The sequence below is a fragment of the Burkholderia sp. AU38729 genome (genome assembly GCF_020419725.1).
Taxonomy (GTDB): Bacteria; Pseudomonadota; Gammaproteobacteria; order Burkholderiales; family Burkholderiaceae; genus Burkholderia.
This window is the reverse complement of the sequence record NZ_JAIZQO010000007.1, coordinates 281,766-304,165: the sequence shown is the minus strand read 5'-3', so window position 1 is coordinate 304,165 and position 22,400 is coordinate 281,766. Positions and strand designations below refer to the sequence as shown.

Here is a 22,400-nt window from a genome sequence, read left to right as displayed (position 1 = left end):
ACGTTTATTTATTGATTGACAGAGCCATGCCAAAACGCACAGACATCAAGAGCATCCTCATCATCGGCGCCGGCCCGATCATCATCGGCCAGGCGTGCGAGTTCGACTATTCGGGCGCGCAGGCTTGCAAGGCGTTGCGTGAGGAGGGCTACAAGGTCGTTCTCGTCAACAGCAACCCGGCGACGATCATGACCGACCCGAACACGGCCGACGTGACCTACATCGAGCCGATCACGTGGGAAGTCGTCGCGCGCATCATCGAGAAGGAGCGCCCGGACGCGATCCTGCCGACGATGGGCGGCCAGACCGCGCTGAACTGCGCGCTCGACCTGCACCACCACGGCGTGCTCGAGAAGTTCGGCGTCGAGCTGATCGGCGCGTCGCCGGAAGCGATCGACAAGGCCGAAGACCGCCAGAAGTTCAAGGAAGCGATGACCAAGATCGGTCTCGGTTCCGCGAAGTCGGGCATCGCGCACTCGATGGAGGAAGCCACCCAGGTGCACGCCGAGATCATGGCGCTCACCGGCGGCAGCGGCTACCCGGTCGTGATCCGTCCGTCGTTCACGCTCGGCGGCTCGGGCGGCGGCATTGCCTACAACCGCGAAGAGTTCGAAGAGATCTGCAAGCGCGGCCTGGACCTCTCGCCCACGCGCGAGCTGCTGATCGAAGAATCGCTGCTCGGCTGGAAGGAATACGAGATGGAAGTCGTGCGCGACCGCGCCGACAACTGCATCATCGTCTGCTCGATCGAGAACCTCGACCCGATGGGCGTGCACACCGGCGACTCGATCACGGTCGCGCCGGCGCAGACGCTCACCGACAAGGAATACCAGATCCTGCGTAACGCATCGCTCGCGGTGCTGCGCGAGATCGGCGTCGACACGGGCGGCTCGAACGTGCAGTTCTCGATCAACCCGAAGGACGGCCGCATGGTCGTCATCGAGATGAACCCGCGCGTGTCGCGTTCGTCGGCGCTCGCGTCGAAGGCAACGGGCTTCCCGATCGCGAAGGTCGCGGCGAAGCTGGCGGTCGGCTACACGCTCGACGAGCTGAAGAACGAAATCACCGGCGGCCAGACCCCGGCGTCGTTCGAGCCGACGATCGACTACGTCGTCACGAAGATCCCGCGCTTCGCGTTCGAGAAATTCCGCGAAGCCGATTCGCGCCTGACCACGCAGATGAAGTCGGTCGGCGAAGTGATGGCGATCGGCCGTACGTTCCAGGAATCGTTCCAGAAGGCGCTGCGCGGTCTCGAAGTGGGCGTCGACGGTCTCGACGAGAAGTCGACCAACCGCGACGAGATCGCGATCGAGATCCACGAGCCGGGCCCGGACCGCATCTGGTACGTCGGCGATGCGTTCCGGATCGGCATGACGGCCCAGGAAATCTTCGCGGAAACCGCGATCGACCCGTGGTTCCTCGAGCAGATCGAGCAGATCATCCTGAAGGAAAAGGCGCTCGGCGGCCGCACGCTGGCATCGCTGTCGTTCGACGAACTGCGCTACCTGAAGCAGAGCGGCTTCTCCGACCGCCGCCTCGCGAAGCTGCTTGGCGCGAGCCCGGAAGACGTCCGCAAGCGCCGCGTCGAACTCAACGTGCGCCCGGTCTACAAGCGCGTCGACACCTGCGCGGCCGAGTTCGCGACGAAAACCGCGTACATGTACTCGACCTATGAGGAAGAGTGCGAGGCGCAGCCGACCACCAACAAGAAGATCATGGTGCTGGGCGGTGGCCCGAACCGGATCGGCCAGGGCATCGAGTTCGACTACTGCTGCGTGCACGCGGCCCTCGCGATGCGCGAGGACGGTTACGAAACGATCATGGTCAACTGCAACCCGGAAACGGTATCGACCGACTATGACACGTCCGACCGCCTGTACTTCGAGCCGCTGACGCTGGAAGACGTGCTCGAGATCGTCGACAAGGAAAAGCCGGTCGGCGTGATCGTCCAGTACGGTGGCCAGACGCCGCTGAAGCTCGCGCTCGACCTCGAGGCGCACGGCGTGCCGATCGTCGGCACGTCGCCGGACATGATCGACGCAGCCGAAGACCGCGAACGCTTCCAGAAGCTGCTGCAGGACCTCGGCCTGCGCCAGCCGCCGAACCGCACCGCGCGCGCCGAAGACGAAGCGCTCGCGCTCGCGGAAGAGATCGGCTATCCGCTGGTCGTGCGCCCGTCGTACGTGCTGGGCGGCCGCGCGATGGAAATCGTCCACGAGCCGCGCGACCTCGAGCGCTACATGCGCGAGGCCGTGAAGGTGTCGAACGATTCGCCGGTGCTGCTCGACCGCTTCCTGAACGACGCGATCGAGTGCGACGTCGACTGCATCTGCGACGGCGAAGCCGTGTTCATCGGCGGCGTGATGGAGCACATCGAGCAGGCGGGCGTCCACTCGGGCGACTCGGCGTGCTCGCTGCCGCCGTACTCGCTGTCGAAGGAAACCGTGGCCGAGCTGAAGCGCCAGACGGGCGCGATGGCGAAGGCGCTGAACGTGGTCGGCCTGATGAACGTGCAGTTCGCGATCCAGCAGGTGCCGCAGGCGGACGGTTCGAAGCAGGACATCATCTACGTGCTGGAAGTGAACCCGCGCGCATCGCGCACGGTGCCGTACGTGTCGAAGGCGACCAGCCTGCCGCTCGCGAAGATCGCGGCGCGTGCGATGGTCGGCCAGAAGCTCGCGCAGCAGGGCGTGACGAAGGAAGTCGAGCCGCCGTACTTCAGCGTGAAGGAAGCGGTGTTCCCGTTCGTCAAGTTCCCGACCGTCGATCCGGTCCTCGGGCCTGAAATGCGTTCGACCGGCGAAGTGATGGGTGTCGGCCAGACGTTCGGTGAAGCGCTGTTCAAGTCGCAGCTCGCGGCCGGCTCGCGCCTGCCGGAATCGGGCACGGTGCTGCTGACCGTGATGGACGCCGACAAGCCGAAGGCGGTCGAAGTCGCGCGCATGCTGCACGACCTCGGCTACCCGATCGTCGCGACCAAGGGTACGGCTGCCGCGATCGAAGCGGCCGGCGTGCCGGTGAAGGTCGTGAACAAGGTGAAGGACGGCCGTCCGCACATCGTCGACATGATCAAGAACGGCGAGATCGCACTGGTGTTCACGACGGTCGACGAAACGCGCCAGGCGATCGCCGATTCGCGTTCGATCCGCATGAGCGCGCAGGCGCACAAGGTCACGTACTACACGACGATGTCGGGCGCGCGCGCGGCGGTTGAAGGCTTGCGCTACCTGAAGGATCTGGAAGTCTATGATTTACAAGGTCTTCACGCTCGCCTAAACTAAGCAGTCAGTTACCTGTCGAAGCAACACGTGCCGCGATTAGGCGGTGTTTCCAGTGCATCGGAAACGCGCTTAATCGCGGTGATTTTTTTTAAAGCCGTTTTTAGCGATTGAGCCGTTTATGAGCACCATTCCGTTGACAAAGCGTGGCGCGGAACTCCTGCGCGATGAATTGCAGCGCCTCAAGTCCGTCGAGCGGCCGGCCGTGATCAACGCGATCGCGGAGGCCCGCGCACAGGGCGACCTGTCCGAAAACGCCGAATACGATGCCGCGAAGGAAAAGCAGGGCTTCATCGAGGGTCGTATCGCGGAACTCGAATCGAAGCTGTCGGCCGCGCAAGTCATCGATCCCACCGTGCTCGATGCCGAAGGCCGCGTGGTTTTCGCATCGACCGTCGAACTCGAGGATCTCGAGTCGGGCGACACCGTCAAGTACCAGATCGTCGGTGACGACGAAGCCGATATCGACCACGGCCTGATCTCGGTCAGCTCGCCGATCGCGCGCGCACTGATCGGCAAGTCCGAAGGCGACGTCGCGGCCGTGCAGGCGCCGAGCGGCGTGCGCGAGTACGAAATCATCTCGGTCAGCTACATCTGAAGCGGGGCGACGTGATGCCGCATCGCGTGTTCCGTCTGCTGTCGGCCGTGTGGGTCGGCAGCCTGCTGACAATCGGGTATGCGGTCGCGCCCGTGCTGTTCAAGACGCTGGAGCGGATGACGGCCGGTTCGGTCGCCGCCCAGCTGTTCCGTATCGAGGCGATCCTCGGTGTCGTGTGCGGCGTGCTGCTGCTCGCGTTGTCGAACCAGCAGGTGCGGCGCGGCAGCAGCGAATATCGCCGCGTGCGCTGGGTCGTCGCCGCGATGGTCGTGTGCGTGCTGGTCGGGTATTTCGCGCTGCAGCCGTTCATGAATGCGCTGCGGGTGGCCGCGATGGACGCGGGCACCGATATCGCGAACTCGCCGTATGCGAGCCGCTTCGGGATGCTGCACGGCGTCTCGAGCGTGTTCTACCTCGTCGAGAGCGTGCTGGGGCTGATGCTGATCTGGCGTCTGCCGGCGCGCGACGCCTGACGCGAATGCCGCGCAGGCCCGGCCGAGGCCGGGCCCGCGGGCAGGGTGGCTGCACGGCGAGCCGTGCAGCCTCGATGCTTACTTGTCCTGGAACGGACGCTTCGTGCTGGCCTGGCGCTTCTTGGCGCGCTTCACGTTACCGCCTGCCGTCACGCGCTCGTTGCCGCGCACCGTGACCTTGACCGGCCGCGGGCGACGCACGGGGCTCGCGTTCGGCGATACCTTGACGACCTTGACGGTGCGCGGTGCACGGCCTTTCTTGTCGTCGACGGCTTCGGCCGCGCTGGGCACGGTGCCGGCACGACGGCCGCGAGCCGGAGCCGCTGCGGCGGCTTCGGGCTTCCAGATCACCAGCAGCTTGCCGATGTGCTGGATCGGCGCCGCGCTCAGGCGGTCGCAGATCTCGTCGTAGATCGCGATGCGCTCGTCGCGCTCGTCGCCGAACACGCGGATCTTGATCAGCTGGTGCGCGTCGAGGTGCACCTTGATTTCCTTCAGCACGGCGTCGGTGAGCCCTTCGGCCCCGATCAGCACGACGGGCTTGAGCGCATGGGCCTGGGAGCGCAGCGCGGAGCGCTCGGCGGGAGAAAGCGAAAGGGCGGGCATGGAAATGTCGAAATCTAAATAAGGGCGCGCTGACTGAATAGCGATCGCGGGAAGTTACCGCGTCAGCCGTGCGCCGAAACCACGTAAAATCGCGGCTTGGGCCTGAAAAGGGGCCGCAGCCGCGCGAAGAAGACGCGTATTATCCGCTAAAAGCGCGGCTTCACGAAGCAATAGCAGCAATCTCTCTCTCGAATGGCAAAAAACCGCTTCAACCAGCACTGGCTGCACGACCACATCAACGACCCCTACGTCAAAATGGCGCAGCGGGAGGGCTATCGCGCGCGTGCCGCGTACAAGCTGAAGGAAATCGACGAGCAGGACAAGCTGATCCGGCCGGGCCAGGTGATCGTCGACCTCGGCGCGACGCCGGGCAGCTGGAGCCAGTATGCCCGCAACAAGCTCGCGCAGGGCAAGAAGCGTGACGCGGAGCGCGAAGGCGGCATCGACGGCACGATCGTGGCGCTCGACATCCTGCCGATGGAGCCGATCGCCGACGTCCACTTCCTGCAGGGCGACTTCCGCGAGGACGAAGTCCTTCATCAGCTCGAAGAAGTGCTCGAAGGGCGCGCGGTGGACCTTGTTATTTCCGACATGGCCCCCAACCTCTCTGGCGTGGCCTCGGCAGACGCGGCGCGCATCGAGCATCTGTGCGATCTGGCGCTCGAATTTGCGCAGAATCATCTGAAGCCGGATGGTGCGCTGCTCGTGAAATGCTTTCACGGCAGCGGCTACAGCCAGATCGTCGAGAAATTCAAACAGCAGTTTAAGACCGTCGCGCCGCGCAAGCCGAAGGCGTCCCGCGACAAATCGTCCGAAACGTTCATTTTGGGTCGGCATCTGAAACGTCCGCGCTGACGCGCAGCGAGGTGCCGCAAACGGGCTCCGGCCCTTGCCAGACAAGCGAAGCGCTATCGCGGCGGTTGTCAATGCTTATGGCGAGGGTGGTCGGACTGGATTAGAATGACCGAGGGGCGCCGCAAGGAAAATGTAGGCGCTCGTCTACGAGTGAAGGAGTGGTGCTTTGAACAACAATATGTTTTCGAAGGCAGCGGTGTGGCTGGTGATCGCACTGGTGCTGTTTACGGTGTTCAAGCAGTTCGACAAGCCCCGCGTCCAGGAAGGCGTGTCCTATTCGCAGTTCATGGACGACGCCAAGAACGGCAAGGTCAAGAACGTCATCGTTCAGGGGCGCAACCTCACCGTCACTCCGGCTGATGGCCAGAAATACCAGATCGTGTCGCCCGGCGACATCTGGATGGTTGGCGATCTGATGAAGTACGGCGTGCAGGTCAGCGGCAAGGCCGACGACGAGCCGAACGCGCTGATGTCCGCGCTGTACTACCTCGGGCCGACGATCCTGATCATCGTGTTCTGGTTCTACATGATGAGGCAGATGCAGGGGGGCGGCAAAGGCGGTGCATTCTCGTTCGGGAAATCGCGCGCGCGGCTGATCGACGAGAACAACAACGCGGTGAACTTCTCCGACGTCGCCGGCTGCGACGAAGCGAAGGAAGAAGTGTCCGAGCTCGTCGACTTCCTGCGCGATCCGCAGAAATTCCAGAAGCTGGGCGGCCGCATTCCGCGCGGCGTGCTGCTGGTCGGCCCTCCGGGTACCGGCAAGACGCTGCTGGCCCGCGCGATCGCGGGTGAAGCGAAGGTGCCGTTCTTCAGCATCTCGGGTTCGGACTTCGTCGAAATGTTCGTCGGTGTCGGCGCGGCGCGTGTGCGCGACATGTTCGAGCAGGCGAAGAAGCATGCACCGTGTATCGTGTTCATCGACGAAATCGACGCGGTCGGCCGTCATCGCGGCGCCGGCATGGGCGGCGGTAACGACGAACGCGAACAGACGCTGAACCAGATGCTCGTCGAGATGGACGGCTTCGAGGCGAACTCGGGCGTGATCGTGATCGCCGCGACCAACCGTTCCGACGTGCTCGACAAGGCGCTGCTGCGTCCGGGCCGCTTCGACCGCCAGGTCTACGTCGGTCTGCCGGACATCCGCGGCCGCGAACAGATCATGCGCGTGCACCTGCGCAAGGTACCGATCGCGAACGACGTCGATGCGGCAGTCATCGCACGCGGCACGCCGGGCTTCTCGGGCGCGGATCTCGCGAACCTCGTGAACGAGGCGGCGCTGTTCGCCGCACGTCGCGGCAAGCGCATCGTCGAGATGCAGGATTTCGAAGACGCGAAGGACAAGATCTTCATGGGTCCGGAGCGCAAGTCGGCCGTGATCCGCGAAGAAGCGAAGCGTGCGACCGCTTATCACGAGTCGGGCCACGCGGTGATCGCGAAGCTGCTGCCGAAGGCGGACCCCGTGCACAAGGTCACGATCATCCCGCGCGGTCGCGCACTGGGTGTCACGTGGCAGTTGCCGGAGCATGACAACGAAACGTACTCGAAGGACTACCTGATGGACCGCCTTGCGATCCTGTTCGGTGGCCGGGTGGCGGAAGAGCTGTTCATGAACCTGGTCAGCACCGGCGCATCGGACGACTTCAACAAGGCAACGCAGACGGCGCGTGCGATGGTGGCCCGTTTCGGCATGACCGACGCGCTCGGGCCGATGGTCTACGTCGACGACGAGAACGATGCATCGCCGTTCGGCCGCGGCTTCACGCGCACGATCTCGGAAGCGACGCAGCAGAAGGTCGATTCGGAAATCCGCCGTGTGCTCGACGAACAGTACGGCCTTGCGCGCCGCCTGCTCGAAGAGAACCGCGACAAGGTCGAAGCGATGACCGCCGCGCTGATGGAGTGGGAGACGATCGATGCCGATCAGATCAACGACATCATGGAAGGCCGTCCGCCGCGCTCCCCGAAGAGCTCGCCGGCTGTCGGCGGCGATTCGTCGGGTGGTGGCAGCAGCGCCGAGGTGAAGCCCGCCAACGCGCCGGCGCCTGCTTCGCCGGCGGCATAATCTCCGCTTTAGCGCCGTTCACGGGCTGGTGTGGCTTCACACCGGCCCGTTTTGCATTCATTCACGCCAGTTGCTCGTGTCCGATTCCGCTGTTTCCCCATTCATTCCCGCGCCGCTCCGGTGCGGCCGCTTCGAACTGACGTTCGAACGCCCGCTCGTGATGGGCATCCTCAACGCCACGCCCGATTCGTTCTCCGACGGCGGCCGCTTCCTCGCGCGCGACGATGCGCTGCGCCAGGCCGAGCGGATGATTGCCGATGGCGTCGACCTTCTCGATATCGGCGGCGAATCGACGCGTCCCGGCGCGCCGCCCGTGCCGCTCGACGAGGAACTCGCACGCGTGATCCCGCTCGTCGAAGCGCTGCGGCCGTTGAACGTGCCGCTGTCGATCGATACCTACAAGCCGGCCGTGATGCGTGCCGCGCTGGCCGCCGGCGCCGACCTGATCAACGATATCTGGGGGTTCCGCCAGCCGGGCGCGATCGACGCGGTGCGCGACGGCAACTGCGGGCTGTGTGCGATGCACATGCTGGGTGAGCCACAGACGATGCAGGTCGGCGAACCCGATTACGGCGACGTCGTGACCGACGTGCGCGATTTTCTCGCCGAGCGCGCGCAGGCGCTGCGCGATGCGGGGATTGCGCCGGAGCGGATCTGCGTCGATCCCGGTTTCGGATTCGGCAAGGCGGTCGTCGACGACAACTATGCGTTGCTGGCCGCGTTGCCGGACACGGCACCCGTGCGGCCCGACGGCCGTGCGTATCCGATACTCGCGGGCATGTCGCGCAAGTCGATGCTCGGCGCGGTGATCGGCGGCAAGCCGCCGATGGAGCGCGTCGCGGCGAGCGTGGCGGCCGCGGTGTGCGCGGTCGAGCGTGGGGCGGCGATCGTGCGCGTGCACGACGTCGCGGCAACGGTCGACGCGCTGAAGATCTTGAATGCCGTGCGCGAAGCCGCGCGGCAACGATAAAGCAGAAGACGAAGGAGGAAGATTCACCATGGGACGTCGATATTTCGGCACGGACGGCATTCGCGGTACGGTGGGCGAGGCGCCCATCACGCCGGATTTCGTGTTGCGTCTCGGTTACGCAGCCGGCAAGGTACTGGCCAGCTCGGCCGATGTCGCGGCAGGCTCGCGCCCGACCGTGTTGATCGGCAAGGACACGCGCGTATCCGGCTACATGCTCGAAGCCGCGCTCGAGGCCGGGTTCTCGGCGGCCGGCGTCGACGTGATGCTGGCCGGCCCGATGCCGACGCCGGGCGTCGCGTACCTGACGCGCGCGCTGCGCCTGTCGGCGGGCGTCGTGATCAGCGCATCGCACAACCCCTATCACGACAACGGGATCAAGTTTTTCTCCGCCGACGGCAACAAGCTGCCGGACGACACCGAAGCCGCGATCGAAGCGTGGCTCGACAAGCCGCTCGAGTGCGCATCGTCCGACGGTCTCGGCAAGGCGCGCCGCCTTGACGACGCGGCCGGCCGCTACATCGAGTTCTGCAAGAGCACGTTCCCTGCCGCATTCAACCTGCGCGGGCTGAAGCTCGTGATCGACTGCGCGCACGGCGCCGCGTACCAGATCGCGCCGCACGTGTTCCACGAGCTCGGGGCGGACGTGATTCCGATCGGTGTCGCGCCGAACGGCTTCAACATCAACGATGGTGTCGGTGCGACCGCGCCGGACGCGCTGGTGCGCGCGGTGCGTGCGAACCACGCCGATCTCGGCATTGCGCTCGACGGCGATGCCGACCGCCTGCAAGTGGTCGATGCCGCCGGTCGCCTGTACAACGGCGACGAGCTGCTCTACGTGCTCGTGAAGGACCGGATCGCGACCGACGGCAAGGTCGAAGGCGCGGTCGGCACGCTGATGACGAACCTCGCGGTCGAAGTCGCGCTGCAGCGCGAGGGCGTGAAGTTCGTCCGCGCGGCAGTCGGCGATCGCTACGTGCTCGAGCAACTGCGCGAACACGGCTGGCAGCTCGGCGCGGAAGGCTCGGGCCACATCCTGTCGCTCGATCGCCACTCGACCGGCGACGGCATCGTGTCTGCGCTGCTCGTGCTGGCCGCGTTGAAGCGCAGCGGCAGGACCCTCGCGCAGATGCTCGACGGCGTCACGCTGTTCCCGCAGAAGCTGATCAACGTGCGGATGAAGCCGGGTGCCGACTGGAAGGGCAGCACGTCGATTCGCGCCGCGATCGACGCAGCCGAAGCCGCGCTCGCCGGCAGCGGCCGCGTGCTGATCCGCGCATCGGGCACGGAGCCCGTGCTGCGCGTGATGGTCGAAGCACAGCAGGCGGCCGACGCGGTGCGCCATGCGGAGACGATCGCCGACGCGGTGCGCGCGGCGACGACCTGACGCGCGGGCCCGGCGTGTCAGGTCAAACACCTGCGCGCCGGTGTTCCGGTGAATCCGCACACGGCGCCTTCGGGGCGCCGTGATTTCGTCGGACGCAAAGGTTTGCGATACCGATAAAGAGACGGGCGCGTCGCCCCCGCAATTCAGGGGCGAAAAATCGTCAGACCCCTGATATCGGGCCAGCCCCAAGCGGGGGCTTTCCCGGACGCAGACACCGCGCTACGATCCGCTCGCACCGATGTAAAACGGGACGTCTCCCGTCCCTTCCAGGCGGGCAATTCTTGCCGCCGCCGCCGTTCAGGCGCCGCCCGGGCGCCGTCTCCGCCGCACCCGATACTCCCTTTCAACCAGTCATGTTACTGTCACGCCAGTTTCATCGATTGTCACATTACCGTCATGAGGAGCCCCTAACCTTCGCGGTGCCGTAGTCATCCGCTCACACACTGGAGGTCTCATGAAATTGATGCAAACCGCGATTGCCGGCCTGGCTGGCGCGCTTTTCGCCGTCGCCGCCCACGCTGCCGACATCACGGGCGCAGGCAGCACGTTCGCGATGCCGATCTATACGAAATGGGCTGCTGACTACCAGCAGACCGGCGGCGCGAAGGTCAACTATCAAGGTATCGGCTCGTCGGGCGGCCTGAAGCAGATCGTCGCGAAGACGGTCGATTTTGCCGGCTCGGACGCTCCGCTGAAGGATGAAGAGCTCGCGAAGGAAGGCCTGTTCCAGTTCCCGACGGTGGTCGGCGGCGTGGTGCCGGTCATCAACGTACCGGGCGTGAAGCCGGGTGAACTGACGCTGTCGGGCCCGGTGCTCGGCGACATCTACCTCGGCAAGATCAAGAAGTGGAACGACCCGGCGATCGCCGCGCTGAACCCGAAGGTCAAGCTGCCGGACACGGACATCGCCGTGGTTCGCCGCGCTGACGGCTCGGGCACGAGCTTCATCTGGACGAACTACCTGTCGAAGGTCAACGACGAGTGGAAGTCGAAGGTCGGCGAAGGCACGACGGTCAACTGGCCGACGGGCACGGGCGGCAAGGGCAACGACGGCGTCGCAGCGTTCGTGCAGCGCCTGCCGGGCGCGGTCGGCTATGTCGAATGGGCGTACGCGAAGAAGAACAACATGGTCTACACGGCTCTGAAGAACTCGACGGGCACGGTGGTCGAGCCGAAGACGGAAACGTTCAAGGCCGCTGCTGCCGGCGCGAACTGGTCGAAGTCGTTCTACCAGATCCTGACGAACCAGCCGGGCAAGGAAGCATGGCCGGTCGTCGGCGCGACGTTCGTGCTGCTGCACGCGAAGCAGGACAAGCCGGAGCAGGGCGTGGAAACGCTGAAGTTCTTCAGCTGGGCGTTCAAGAACGGCGAGAAGGCTGCTGACAGCCTCGACTACATCTCGCTGCCGCCGGCAGTCGAAGCGGAAATCCGCAAGCAGTGGAAGATCAAGGTGACGGACGCTTCGGGCAAGCCGGTCGCCGCCGAGTAAGCATTGCAGCGGTTCGCTGCCCGGCCGTGCCGGTCGGGCAGTGTGTGCGGTAAAGCCGGGCGTTACGGCGCCCGGCAATCAAAAGCAGGCACCCATGTCTGATATTTCCTATACGTCCTCACGGTCCGCCGACGTTGCGCAGCAACGCGCGCCGAGCCGCCTCGGGGATGTCGTGTTCGGCGGTCTTGCACGGCTTGCCGCGATCGTGACCCTGCTGCTGCTCGGCGGGATCATCGTTTCCCTGATCATCGCGTCGATGCCGACCATCCAGAAGTTCGGCCTCGGCTTCCTGTGGCAATCCGAGTGGGATCCCAACTCGGACATCTACGGCGCGCTCGTGCCGATCTACGGCACGATCGTGACATCGGTCATCGCGCTCGTCATCGCGGTGCCGGTCAGCTTCGGCATCGCGCTGTTCCTCACCGAGCTGTCGCCCGTGTGGCTGCGCCGCCCGCTCGGCATCGCGATCGAGCTGCTCGCCGCGATTCCGTCGATCGTGTACGGCATGTGGGGCCTGCTCGTGTTCGCGCCGATCTTCGCGGAATATTTCCAGAAGCCGATCGGCCGCCTGTTCAAGGACGTGTGGGTGCTCGGCCCGCTGACCGCCGGCCCGCCGATCGGTATCGGCATCCTGGCCGCCGGCGTGATCCTCGCGATCATGATCATCCCGTACATCGCATCGGTGATGCGTGACGTGTTCGAAGTCACGCCCGTGCTGCTGAAGGAATCGGCGTACGGGATCGGCTGCACGACGTGGGAAGTGATGTGGAAGGTCGTGCTGCCCTACACGAAGACCGGCGTGATCGGCGGCGTGATGCTCGGCCTCGGCCGCGCGCTCGGCGAGACGATGGCCGTGACTTTCGTGATCGGCAATACGAACCTGCTCGACAGCATTTCTCTGTTCGCGCCGGGCAACAGCATTACGTCGGCGCTCGCGAACGAATTCGCGGAAGCGCAACCGGGCCTGCATACGTCCGCGCTGATGGAACTGGGCCTGATCCTGTTCGTGATCACGTTCATCGTGCTGTCCATCTCCAAACTGCTGCTGCTTCGTCTCGAGAAGGGAGAGGGCAAGAAATGAGCGAGCCCATCATGAATTTCCCGGGTCCGGACGGCGCCGTGCTCGACGCGATGCGCAACCGCCTGCAGCGCAAGCGCAAGGCCGTCAACGCGATCGCGCTCACCGCGTCGCTCGGTGCGATGGCATTCGGCCTCTTGTGGCTCGTGTGGATTCTCTACACGACGGTGCATCTCGGCGTCGGCGGCCTGTCGCTGCAACTGTTTACGGAATCGACGCCGGCACCGAACACGGAAGGCGGCGGTCTCGCGAACGCGATCGTCGGCAGCTTGCTGCTGTGCGGTTTCGGCACGCTGGTCGGCACGCCGATCGGCATCCTGGCGGGCGTCTATCTCGCCGAATACGGCCAGAAGAACCTGCTGGCGAGCACGATCCGCTTCATCAACGACATCCTGCTGTCCGCGCCGTCGATCGTCATCGGCCTGTTCGTGTACGCGATCGTCGTTGCAAAGTCGGGGCGCTTCTCGGGCTGGGCCGGCGTGATCGCGCTCGCGCTGCTGCAGATTCCGATCGTGATCCGCACGACCGAGAACATGCTGAAGCTCGTGCCGAACGCGCTGCGCGAAGCGGCCTTCGCACTCGGCACGCCGAAGTGGCGCATGGTGCTGAAGATCACGCTGCGCGCGTCGGTCGGCGGGATCATCACGGGCGTGCTGCTCGCCGTCGCGCGGATCGCCGGCGAAACGGCGCCGCTGCTGTTCACCGCGCTGTCGAACCAGTTCTTCTCGGTCGACATGAGCCAGCCGATGGCGAACCTGCCCGTCACGATCTACAAGTTCGCGATGAGCCCGTTCGCGGAATGGCAGTCGCTCGCATGGGCGGGCGTGTTCCTGATTACGCTCGGGGTGCTCGGACTCAACATCCTGGCGCGCTCGATCTTCTCGAAAAAGTAACGGCGGAGCAATCCGATGAATATGGCAGAAAGCCACCTGAATCCGGTCGAACGCACTGCAGCGCCGGCCGGCACGCACGACGCGGCGCACGGCCGTCCGCTCGAGCCGCTGAACGCGAAGATCGAGGTCAACAACCTCAACTTCTTCTACAACAAGTTCCATGCGCTGAAGAACATCAACCTGAGCATTCCCGAAGGGAAGGTGACGGCGTTCATCGGCCCGTCGGGCTGCGGCAAGTCGACGCTGCTGCGCACGTTCAACAAGATGTTCGCGCTCTATCCGGAGCAGCGCGCCGAAGGCGAAATCCTGATGGACGGCGAGAACCTGCTGACGACGAAGCGCGACATCTCGCTGCTGCGCGCGCGGATCGGCATGGTGTTCCAGAAGCCGACCCCGTTCCCGATGTCGATCTACGACAACATCGCGTTCGGCGTGAAGATGTTCGAAAAGCTCACGCGCTCGGAAATGGACGATCGCGTCGAGTGGGCGCTCACGAAGGCCGCGCTGTGGAACGAAGTGAAGGACAAGCTGAGCCAGAGCGGCTACGGCCTCTCGGGCGGCCAGCAGCAGCGTCTGTGCATCGCGCGCGGTATCGCGATCCGTCCGGAAGTGCTGCTGCTCGACGAACCGTGCTCGGCGCTCGACCCGATTTCGACGGGCCGCATCGAAGAGCTGATCGCGGAGCTGAAGAGCGACTACACGGTCGTGATCGTCACGCACAACATGCAGCAGGCCGCACGCTGCTCGGATTTCACGGCCTACATGTACCTGGGCGAGCTGATCGAGTTCGGCGAGACCGAAAAGATCTTCATCAAGCCGGTGCGCAAGGAAACGGAAGACTACATCACCGGCCGCTTCGGCTGATGACGGAGAACAACAGCCATGTCGGATAAACATCTGTCGAGCCAGTTCGACGCCGATCTCAACGCGGTGTCGTCGAAAGTGCTGGAAATGGGCGGGCTCGTCGAGTCGCAGATCGTCGGCGCGATGCACGCGCTGAACGAATTCGATCGCGATGCGGCCGAGAAGGTGATCGCGAACGAAGAAGTCCTGAACACGATGGAAGTCGACATCGACCAGGAGTGCGGCAACATCATCGCGCGGAGACAGCCTGCCGCGCGTGACCTGCGCCTTTTGATGTCGATTTCGAAAACGATTACGAACCTCGAGCGCGCAGGCGACGAGGCCGAGAAGATCGCGAAGCGCGTGCGCCGCCTGGTCGACGAGCCGGCCGCGCGCACGGTCAACATCGCCGAGATCAAGGTGTCGGGCGAGATGGCCGTGACGATCCTGCGCCGCGCGCTCGACGCGTTCGCGCGTCTCGATACGGTGGCCGCCGCGCAGATCGTCAAGGACGACAAGGAAATCGACCAGGAATTCCGTGCGTTCGTGCGCAAGCTCGTGTCGTACATGCAGGAAGATCCGCGCACGATTTCGGTGGGCCTCGAGTACCTGTTCATCGCGAAGGCGATCGAGCGGATCGGCGACCACGCGAAGAACATCGCCGAATTCATCATCTACATCGTGAAGGGCACCGACGTGCGGCACCAGCCGCGCGACACGCTCGATCGCGAAGCCAACAGTTAATCGACTCCGTAAGGAAGAACAGAGGTGCCGATGCCCAGCAACATTCTCGTCGTTGAAGATGAGCCCGCGATTTCCGAACTGATCTCGGTGAATCTCCAGCACGCCGGTCACTGCCCGATTCGGGCGTACAACGCCGAACAGGCGCAGAACCTGATCAGCGACGTGCTGCCCGATCTCGTGCTGCTCGACTGGATGCTGCCGGGCAAGTCCGGTATTGCGTTCGCGCGCGACCTGCGCAACAACGAACGGACCAAGCACATCCCGATCATCATGCTGACTGCACGTGGCGATGAGCAGGACAAGGTGCTCGGCCTCGAAATCGGCGCGGACGACTACGTGACGAAGCCGTTCTCGCCGAAGGAGCTGATGGCGCGGATCAAGGCCGTGCTGCGCCGTCGCGCGCCGCAGCTGACCGAGGACGTCGTGTCGATCAACGGGCTGCGCCTCGACCCGGCCACGCATCGCGTCGCCGCGCATGCGGAAGGCAGCGAGATCAAGCTCGATCTCGGCCCGACCGAGTTCCGCCTGCTGCATTTCTTCATGACGCATCCGGAGCGCGTGCACAGCCGCACGCAACTGCTCGACCAGGTGTGGGGCGACCATGTATTCGTCGAGGAGCGCACCGTCGACGTGCACATCAAACGATTGCGCGCGGCCTTGAAACCGGCCGGCTGCGATGCGATGATCGAGACCGTGCGCGGCAGCGGCTACCGGCTCGCCAAGCACGCGTAACGTATCCACGCATGCCGTGTGCCACGGCATGCCGTTCATTCTTTCGGGCGCTGAATCATGAACATCATCTGGGCGCGCTTTCTGGTGTCGCTCGTGCTGCTCGTGCTGATCGGCGTATTGGTCGGCGTCTTCGCCGGCCCGACCGCGGGCCTCGTGTTCGTGGTCGTGATGCTGGTCGCGCAAGGCTTTTTCAGCACCTTTCATACGCAGCGTCTGTGGCGGCTGCTCGATGCACCGGTCTACGGCGAGGTGCCGAGCGCGCCGGGCATCTGGGGCGAGATCTACTATCGCCTGCACAAACTCGCGAAGCAGTGGCATGCGCAGGTGCGGCAGGTCGAGCAGCAGCATTCGCGCTTCATCCAGGCGATCCAGGCGTCGCCGAACGGCGTCGCGATGCTCGACGATCACGACCAGATCGAGTGGTGCAACGCGATCGCCGAGGTCCATTTCGGCCTCGACGCGAAGCGCGACCTGCGCCAGCACATCACCAACCTGGTACGCCATCCCGAGTTCGTCCGCTACCTGAACGCGCAGCATTACGAGGAGACGCTCGTGATGCGCGGCATGGGCGATTCGCGGCAGAACGTGCTGGAAGTGCAGGTGTTTCCGTACGGCGAGAATCGCAAGCTGCTGCTCACGCAGGACATCACCGAGCTCGAGCGGACCGATGCGATGCGACGTGACTTCGTCGCGAACGTGTCGCACGAGTTGAAGACGCCGCTCACCGTGCTGTCGGGGTTCCTCGAGACGATGCGCGAGCTGCCGCTGAACGAGGAGGATCGCGCGCGCTATCTCGACATGATGGAGCAGCAGGCCTCGCGGATGCGGCACATCGTGACCGACCTGCTGGTGCTCGCGAAGCTGGAGGGCGAGAGCAAGCCGCCGCTCGATCGCGCGATCGACATGCGGGCCGTGTTCGACCATCTGAAGGAGGACGCGCAGACGCTGTCGAACGGGCATCACGATATCGCGTTCTCGATCGACGAAACGCTCGGCGTCACCGGTGCGCAGACGGAGCTGTTCAGCGCGTTCGCGAATCTCGTCACGAACGCGATCCGCTATACGCCGGAAGGCGGCAAGATCGTCGTGACGTGGCGGCGCGAAGGCGCGCAGGGTGTGTTTTCCGTCACGGACAGCGGCTTCGGGATTCCGGCCGCCGACCTGCCGCGGCTCACCGAACGCTTCTACCGCGTCGACCGCAGCCGTTCGCGCGACACCGGCGGCACGGGGCTCGGCCTTGCGATCGTCAAGCACGTGCTGCAACGGCATGACGCGCACCTGTACGTGCAGAGCGAGGAAGGGCGCGGCAGCACGTTCACCGCGCGCTTCCCGGGCTCGCGCATCATCGCGATCCGGCCGGCCGCTTACGAGGCATGATCGCGTAACGGCATCCGTCGCTCGTTCGGTGAGCGGAGGTATGCCGGCTCCCAATAAAAAACGCAGCCAGTCGGCTGCGTTTTTTATTGGGAGCGACGCGGCGCGCGACTCGCGCCGCGCGGCCGATTCTTCAGGCGCAGAACTTCGCGAGCAACCCGAGTTGCGCGTTGCGGATCGTCTTGCCGGTGCGACGGCGGCGGTAGTGACCGTCGCTATGCATCTGCCACGCCGACTGGTTGTCGCCGAGGCACACCGACAGGCCCTCGGCGATCACGCGCCGCTTGAGCTTGCGATCGCGGATCGGGAACGCGACTTCGACGCGGCGGAACAGGTTGCGGTCCATCCAGTCGGCGCTCGACAGATAGACCTCCTCGGCGCCGTTCGCGTGGAAGTAGTAGATCCGGTGGTGCTCGAGGAAGCGGCCGACGATCGAGCGCACGGTGATGTTTTCCGACAGCCCCGGCACGCCGGGCTTCAGCGCGCAGACACCGCGCACGATCAGGTCGACCTTGACGCCGGCCTGCGACGCTTCGTACAGCGCGGCGATCACCGTCGGCTCCAGCAGCGCGTTCATCTTCGCGACGACGCGTGCGCGCTTGCCGGCGCGTGCATTGTCGATCTCCGCGCGGATCGAATCGATGATGCGCGGATGCAGCGTGAACGGCGACTGCCACAGCTCGTGCAGCGTGAGTTCGCCGCCGATGCCGGTCAGTTGCTGGAACACGTGATGGACGTCCTCGCAGATCTTCTGGTCGGCCGTCATCAGCCCGAAATCGGTGTAGAGGCGTGCCGTGCGCGGATGGTAGTTGCCGGTGCCGAGGTGCACGTAGCGGCGCAGCGACGCCTTGCCGGCCTGCACGACGCGCCGCACGATCAGCATCATCTTCGCGTGGCACTTGTGGCCGACCACGCCGTACACGACATGCGCGCCGACGGCTTCGAGCTGCGACGCCCAGTTGATGTTGGTTTCCTCGTCGAAGCGCGCGAGCAGTTCGACGACGACGGTCACTTCCTTGCCGTTGCGCGCGGCTTCCATCAGCGCGTCCATCAGCGGCGAATCGGTGCCGGTGCGGTAGATCGTCTGCTTGATCGCGACGACGCTCGGATCCCTCGCGGCCTGCTGCAGCAGTTCGAGCACCGGCTGGAAGCTTTCGTACGGGTGGTGCAGCAGGATGTCGCCGTTGTCGATCGCGTCGAACATCGTCGGCGCGTTCGTGATCGCGGACGGGGTCGACGCGGTGAACGGCGTGAACTTCAGGTCGGGACGGTCGACGAGATCGGGAATCTGCATCAGCCGCACGAGGTTCACCGAACCGGCCACGCGATAGCAGTCCTTCTCGCCGAGTTCGCTTTCCACGAGCAGGCGGCGCACGATGTGCGGCGGCGAGTCGGCCGACACTTCGAGGCGCACTGCATTGCCGAGGTGGCGCGCGGGCAGTTCACCCTGCAGCGCGACGCGCAGGTTCGTGATTTCGTCTTCGTCGACGAACAGCTCGCTGTTGCGCGTGATGCGGAACTGGTTGCAGCTCTTCACCGTCAGTTGCGGGAAGAGCTCGCCGACGAAGCGCTGCATGAACGAGCTCAGCAGCACGAAGCCGTGCTCGAAGCCCGACAGCGCGTGCGGCATGCGCACGACGCGCGGCAGCGCGCGCGGCGCCTGCACGATGCCCATCACGGCCTGGCGTCCGAACGCGTCGCGGCCTTCGAGCTCGACGACGAAATTCAGGCTCTTGTTCAGCACGCGCGGGAACGGATGCGCGGGATCGAGGCCGATCGGCGTCAGCACCGGCAACAGCTCGTCGAGGAAGTAGTGCCGCGCCCATTCGAGCTGCTCGTCGTTCCACGTGTCGCTTGCGTGGAAGTAGATGCCTTCCTGTTCGAGCGCGGGCAGCACGGTTTCGTGCAGCATCGTGTACTGTCGATGGACGAGCCGCTGCGCGCGTTCGACGACGAGATCGTAAGCATGTTGTAACGACATGCCGTCGGGCGTCAGTGCGCCGGGGTTGTCGCGGATCTGCTCCTGCAGGCCGGCCATCCGGACTTCGAAGAATTCGTCGAGGTTGCTGCTGGTGATGCAGATGAAGCGGAGGCGCTCGAGCAACGGGACTTGCGGATCAGCTGCCTGGGCCAGCACGCGCTCGTTGAAACCGAGGATGCCGAGTTCACGATTGAGAAGCGGGTAACGGACGGACATCGGCAGAGTAGGGGGTGATTCAGGCGATGATTCGAAAGGACGCTCGGAAACTCTCACGGTACGATGACGTGCGAATGACAATGATGTATTTATATCGGGAAATTCTACGCTGTAACCGTTTCGTCTCATAAATGTTTCGGCTATATGCAATCGAGCAGGATGCATGCCCGTGAAGCGTGGCAATGGCAAGCGTTCCACGCTTAAAATGTCGCCTTTGATTGATCGTCCGCGGTTGCCGCACCGGCCGCCGCGGGCGAACGCGCACGGAGCCCCTTCTGATGGTTACAACCCCCCACTTGCTGGCTGCCGTGGATCTCGGCTCGAACAGCTTCCGGCTGATCGTCGGTCGTGTCGAGGAAACGCCGGCGGGCAGCCAGATCTATCCCGTCGACGCGCTGCGCGAGCCCGTCCGGCTGGCCGCGGGCCTGTCGAGCGACAAGATGCTCGATCGCGCGTCGCAGGAGCGTGGCTGGGAAGCGCTCAAGCGGTTCGGCGAGCGCCTGCGCGATTTCCATCCCGATCACGTGCGCGCGGTGGCGACCAACACGCTGCGTGTCGCGAAGAACGCGGCCGAATTTCTCGGCGAAGCCGAAGCGGCACTGGGTTTCCCGATCGAAGTGATCGCGGGCCGCGAAGAAGCGCGGCTGATCTACGCGGGCGCCGCGCACTCGGTGCCGGCGAGCGCGGGCAAGCGGCTCGTCGTCGATATCGGCGGCGGCTCCACCGAATTCATCATCGGCTCGCACTACACGCCGATCGTGATGGAGAGCCTCTACATCGGCTGCGTGAGCCACAGCCGCACCTTCTTCCCGGCCGGCAACGTCGACGAATACACGATGCGGCAGGCCGAGCTCGCGGCCAAGCGCGAGATCCAGATCATATCGAGCGAGTACAAGAAGGCCGGCTGGGACCAGGCGATCGGCTCGTCGGGCACCGCGCGTGCGCTCGCGGAACTCGTCGAGGCGAACGGCTTCAACGATCCGGGCATCACGCACGGCATTTCGCGCGGCGGCCTCGAGCGGCTCAAGCGTGCGCTGATCAAGTCGGAGAACGTCAACCGGCTGAAGCTGATCGCGCTGAAGCCCGATCGCGTGCCGGTGCTCGCGGGCGGCCTCGCGATCATGCTCGCAGTGTTCGAGGAACTCGGTGTCGACTACGTCGATACGACCGATGGCGCATTGCGCCTCGGTGTGCTGTACGACCTGCTCGGCCGGACGCAGCACGAGGACATGCGTGCGGTGACCGTCGAGGGCTTCACGCGCCGCTACGGTGTCGATCGTGCGCAGGCCGAGCGGATCGGCGCGCTGGCGGGGCGCTTCTACGACGAACTCGAGGAAGCCGACGAAGAAGCGCGCGAGGAAGGGCGGATGTTCCTCGGCTGGGCGGCCGCGTTGCACGAGATCGGTTTGTCGATCTCGCACAGCGCGTATCACAAGCACTCGGCGTATATCGCGAGCAACGCGGACATGCCGGGTTTTTCGCGCACCGACCAGGCGCGCCTCGCCGCGCTCGTGCTCGGTCACGCGGGCAAGCTCGGCAAGCTGTCGCAGGCGCGCGAGGTCGAGTGGCCGCTGCTGTTCTGCCTGCGGCTCGCGGCGCTGCTGTGCCGGCGCCGGACCGATGCCGGGCTGCCGGACATTTCCGTTTCGCAGATGAAGAAGGGCGGGTATGAAGTGCGCCTGCCGAGCGCGTGGGTCGAGCAGAACCCGTTGACCGACTACAGCCTCAGCCAGGAGGCGGCCGAGTGGGAGAAGGTCGGTATCCCGTATCGCGTGGTGTATACCGGCGCGTAACTGGCCGCAGCGAGGTCGACAGCGGGGCTGGGAGGGGCCGGGCAGCAGGCAGGCTTGGCGCCCTTCAGGCTTGCCGCGTGATCGTCGTGGCGGCCGCTCAGTCCGACGAGCAGACGATCGCAGTCAGGAACGGAAACGCCTGCTTGACGGTCGCGTCACTGCCGGCCTTGCGCACGGCTTCTTCCACCGCGCTTTTCGTGCCCCGCACCACGACGCCATAGGCCCAGTCGCCGATCGGCGTGCCGTCGCCCGGGCGGAAGATCGGATCGTTCGCCTGGTATCCGAGCACGACGTAGACGCCGAAGCCGTACGCCGTCAGCGCGTGGCTCGTGCGGAATGCATTGACCGAGTTCGATTCGACATGCATCGGCTCCGACTGGATGTCGCCGGCGGCGAGCAGCGGCGCGACGAATTTGTGGCCGGTCGAGTGGCAGTCGAGTGCGTCGTCGAGTGCCTTGGCCGACGCGGTGCCGGCAGTCGCGAGCGCGAGCAGCGATGCGCAGAGGGCGGTCTTCAGAATGTTGTTTTTCATGCGCGAAGGCGGGGTTGTCCACGCGCATTATCGCGTGTTCCGGCAAGTGCCGTATGCGGGCTGCGGATGGCGCGTTGGCCCGTATGCCGTCGGTGATTCGACGGGCCGGACAGGCTGACGCTCGATCCTTTCCTGCATTGAAAGCGCAAGGTCGTCAGCCATTTGCTTTGTGCCGGCCTTCGAAATACGGCTGCCGGGGGCAGCGTGGATCGTTGTAGCGTCGATGCCCCAATTGATCCCTACAATGAATCGAGGCGCTGCGAACCGGGAATCCCGGTTGACGCTTGAAGGGCCCAGAAACGGAAAAGGGGCTACGGTATTAACCGTAACCCCTTGATTCCTTGGTCGGAGCGATAGGATTCGAACCTACGACCCTCTGATCCCAAATCAGATGCGCTACCAGGCTGCGCTACGCTCCGACGAGCCAAAGATTGTATCGTTGAATATCCGATCCGGTCAATCCCTATATGCGGGCAAATGCCGCGGCGGCAAACGC

18 protein-coding genes and 1 tRNA gene are annotated in these 22,400 nt (G+C 64.8%); 15 read left to right on the top strand and 4 right to left on the bottom strand.

The window, feature by feature from the left end:
- Positions 1 to 26: 26 nt before the first annotated feature.
- The 3 genes from carB (at position 27) to LGM56_RS20375 (ending at position 4,349) form a co-directional block, all read left to right on the top strand.
- Complete coding sequence (carB, locus tag LGM56_RS20385) at positions 27 to 3,281, top strand: carbamoyl-phosphate synthase large subunit (RefSeq protein ID WP_089494575.1); 3,255 nt, start codon at positions 27 to 29, stop codon at positions 3,279 to 3,281.
- Positions 3,282 to 3,399: 118 nt separating this feature from the next.
- Positions 3,400 to 3,876, top strand: a complete 477-nt coding sequence (gene greA / locus LGM56_RS20380) for a transcription elongation factor GreA (protein WP_057927897.1) — start codon at positions 3,400 to 3,402, stop codon at positions 3,874 to 3,876.
- 14 nt (positions 3,877 to 3,890) lie between these two features.
- Entirely contained in the window at positions 3,891 to 4,349 is a 459-nt protein-coding gene (locus LGM56_RS20375; RefSeq protein WP_021163361.1) for a DUF4149 domain-containing protein, read from the top strand.
- Positions 4,350 to 4,427: 78 nt separating this feature from the next.
- Here LGM56_RS20375 and LGM56_RS20370 read toward each other — a convergent pair whose 3' ends face one another.
- Entirely contained in the window at positions 4,428 to 4,955 is a 528-nt protein-coding gene (locus tag LGM56_RS20370; protein ID WP_089439703.1) for a YhbY family RNA-binding protein, read from the bottom strand.
- Between the two features lie 192 nt (positions 4,956 to 5,147).
- Between LGM56_RS20370 and LGM56_RS20365 the strand changes: the two genes are divergently transcribed.
- From LGM56_RS20365 to phoR, 11 genes are all read left to right on the top strand, one after another.
- A complete protein-coding gene (locus LGM56_RS20365; protein WP_046545366.1) occupies positions 5,148 to 5,810 on the top strand; it encodes an RlmE family RNA methyltransferase in 663 nt (220 codons plus the stop codon).
- A 166-nt stretch (positions 5,811 to 5,976) separates the two neighbouring features.
- Positions 5,977 to 7,875, top strand: coding sequence for an ATP-dependent zinc metalloprotease FtsH (gene ftsH, locus LGM56_RS20360; protein ID WP_039347669.1), 1,899 nt, complete (start codon positions 5,977 to 5,979; stop codon positions 7,873 to 7,875).
- A 28-nt stretch (positions 7,876 to 7,903) separates the two neighbouring features.
- Entirely contained in the window at positions 7,904 to 8,845 is a 942-nt protein-coding gene (gene folP, locus LGM56_RS20355; RefSeq protein ID WP_226206616.1) for a dihydropteroate synthase, read from the top strand.
- 28 nt (positions 8,846 to 8,873) lie between these two features.
- Positions 8,874 to 10,229: a phosphoglucosamine mutase gene (gene glmM / locus LGM56_RS20350; protein ID WP_089494577.1), complete on the top strand. Its 1,356-nt coding sequence runs from the start codon at positions 8,874 to 8,876 to the stop codon at positions 10,227 to 10,229.
- Positions 10,230 to 10,683: 454 nt separating this feature from the next.
- Positions 10,684 to 11,718: a phosphate ABC transporter substrate-binding protein PstS gene (gene pstS / locus LGM56_RS20345; RefSeq protein ID WP_089439706.1), complete on the top strand. Its 1,035-nt coding sequence runs from the start codon at positions 10,684 to 10,686 to the stop codon at positions 11,716 to 11,718.
- A gap of 94 nt (positions 11,719 to 11,812) precedes the next feature.
- Positions 11,813 to 12,799 (top strand): phosphate ABC transporter permease PstC, encoded by a 987-nt coding sequence (pstC, locus tag LGM56_RS20340; protein ID WP_089494578.1) that lies wholly within the window; start codon positions 11,813 to 11,815, stop codon positions 12,797 to 12,799.
- The gene (pstA, locus tag LGM56_RS20335; protein ID WP_089460774.1) at positions 12,796 to 13,689 is read left to right on the top strand and encodes a phosphate ABC transporter permease PstA; all 894 of its coding nucleotides are present in this window, start codon (positions 12,796 to 12,798) and stop codon (positions 13,687 to 13,689) included. Before pstC ends, pstA begins: the two co-directional genes overlap by 4 nt.
- Before the next feature lie 15 nt (positions 13,690 to 13,704).
- Positions 13,705 to 14,553: a phosphate ABC transporter ATP-binding protein PstB gene (gene pstB, locus LGM56_RS20330; protein ID WP_089425006.1), complete on the top strand. Its 849-nt coding sequence runs from the start codon at positions 13,705 to 13,707 to the stop codon at positions 14,551 to 14,553.
- An 18-nt stretch (positions 14,554 to 14,571) separates the two neighbouring features.
- Positions 14,572 to 15,276 (top strand): phosphate signaling complex protein PhoU, encoded by a 705-nt coding sequence (phoU, locus tag LGM56_RS20325; RefSeq protein ID WP_089425007.1) that lies wholly within the window; start codon positions 14,572 to 14,574, stop codon positions 15,274 to 15,276.
- Between the two features lie 30 nt (positions 15,277 to 15,306).
- Positions 15,307 to 16,008, top strand: a complete 702-nt coding sequence (gene phoB, locus LGM56_RS20320; protein WP_027787869.1) for a phosphate regulon transcriptional regulator PhoB — start codon at positions 15,307 to 15,309, stop codon at positions 16,006 to 16,008.
- 57 nt (positions 16,009 to 16,065) lie between these two features.
- Entirely contained in the window at positions 16,066 to 17,385 is a 1,320-nt protein-coding gene (phoR, locus tag LGM56_RS20315; protein ID WP_089425008.1) for a phosphate regulon sensor histidine kinase PhoR, read from the top strand.
- Positions 17,386 to 17,515: 130 nt separating this feature from the next.
- Here phoR and ppk1 read toward each other — a convergent pair whose 3' ends face one another.
- Entirely contained in the window at positions 17,516 to 19,579 is a 2,064-nt protein-coding gene (ppk1, locus tag LGM56_RS20310) for a polyphosphate kinase 1 (protein WP_226206615.1), read from the bottom strand.
- 278 nt (positions 19,580 to 19,857) lie between these two features.
- Between ppk1 and ppx the strand changes: the two genes are divergently transcribed.
- On the top strand, positions 19,858 to 21,372 hold the full coding sequence (gene ppx, locus LGM56_RS20305) for an exopolyphosphatase (RefSeq protein WP_089455972.1): 1,515 nt from the start codon (positions 19,858 to 19,860) through the stop codon (positions 21,370 to 21,372).
- 97 nt (positions 21,373 to 21,469) lie between these two features.
- On the opposite strand, the gene LGM56_RS20300 is transcribed toward ppx, so the two are convergent.
- Together LGM56_RS20300 and LGM56_RS20295 are read right to left on the bottom strand one after the other, a co-directional pair.
- Complete coding sequence (locus tag LGM56_RS20300) at positions 21,470 to 21,904, bottom strand: hypothetical protein (RefSeq protein WP_089425010.1); 435 nt, start codon at positions 21,902 to 21,904, stop codon at positions 21,470 to 21,472.
- 342 nt (positions 21,905 to 22,246) lie between these two features.
- Positions 22,247 to 22,323 (bottom strand) — tRNA-Pro (locus tag LGM56_RS20295).
- Positions 22,324 to 22,400 lie beyond the last annotated feature (77 nt).

Coding starts and splice junctions, on each gene's coding strand:
- carB (WP_089494575.1), top strand. CDS start 27: ATGCCAAAACGCACAGACATCAAGAGCATCCTCATCATCGGCGCCGGC.
- greA (WP_057927897.1), top strand. CDS start 3,400: ATGAGCACCATTCCGTTGACAAAGCGTGGCGCGGAACTCCTGCGCGAT.
- LGM56_RS20375 (WP_021163361.1), top strand. CDS start 3,891: ATGCCGCATCGCGTGTTCCGTCTGCTGTCGGCCGTGTGGGTCGGCAGC.
- LGM56_RS20370 (WP_089439703.1), bottom strand. CDS start 4,955: ATGCCCGCCCTTTCGCTTTCTCCCGCCGAGCGCTCCGCGCTGCGCTCC.
- LGM56_RS20365 (WP_046545366.1), top strand. CDS start 5,148: ATGGCAAAAAACCGCTTCAACCAGCACTGGCTGCACGACCACATCAAC.
- glmM (WP_089494577.1), top strand. CDS start 8,874: ATGGGACGTCGATATTTCGGCACGGACGGCATTCGCGGTACGGTGGGC.
- pstS (WP_089439706.1), top strand. CDS start 10,684: ATGAAATTGATGCAAACCGCGATTGCCGGCCTGGCTGGCGCGCTTTTC.
- pstC (WP_089494578.1), top strand. CDS start 11,813: ATGTCTGATATTTCCTATACGTCCTCACGGTCCGCCGACGTTGCGCAG.
- pstA (WP_089460774.1), top strand. CDS start 12,796: ATGAGCGAGCCCATCATGAATTTCCCGGGTCCGGACGGCGCCGTGCTC.
- pstB (WP_089425006.1), top strand. CDS start 13,705: ATGAATATGGCAGAAAGCCACCTGAATCCGGTCGAACGCACTGCAGCG.
- phoU (WP_089425007.1), top strand. CDS start 14,572: ATGTCGGATAAACATCTGTCGAGCCAGTTCGACGCCGATCTCAACGCG.
- phoB (WP_027787869.1), top strand. CDS start 15,307: ATGCCCAGCAACATTCTCGTCGTTGAAGATGAGCCCGCGATTTCCGAA.
- phoR (WP_089425008.1), top strand. CDS start 16,066: ATGAACATCATCTGGGCGCGCTTTCTGGTGTCGCTCGTGCTGCTCGTG.
- ppk1 (WP_226206615.1), bottom strand. CDS start 19,579: ATGTCCGTCCGTTACCCGCTTCTCAATCGTGAACTCGGCATCCTCGGT.
- ppx (WP_089455972.1), top strand. CDS start 19,858: ATGGTTACAACCCCCCACTTGCTGGCTGCCGTGGATCTCGGCTCGAAC.
- LGM56_RS20300 (WP_089425010.1), bottom strand. CDS start 21,904: ATGAAAAACAACATTCTGAAGACCGCCCTCTGCGCATCGCTGCTCGCG.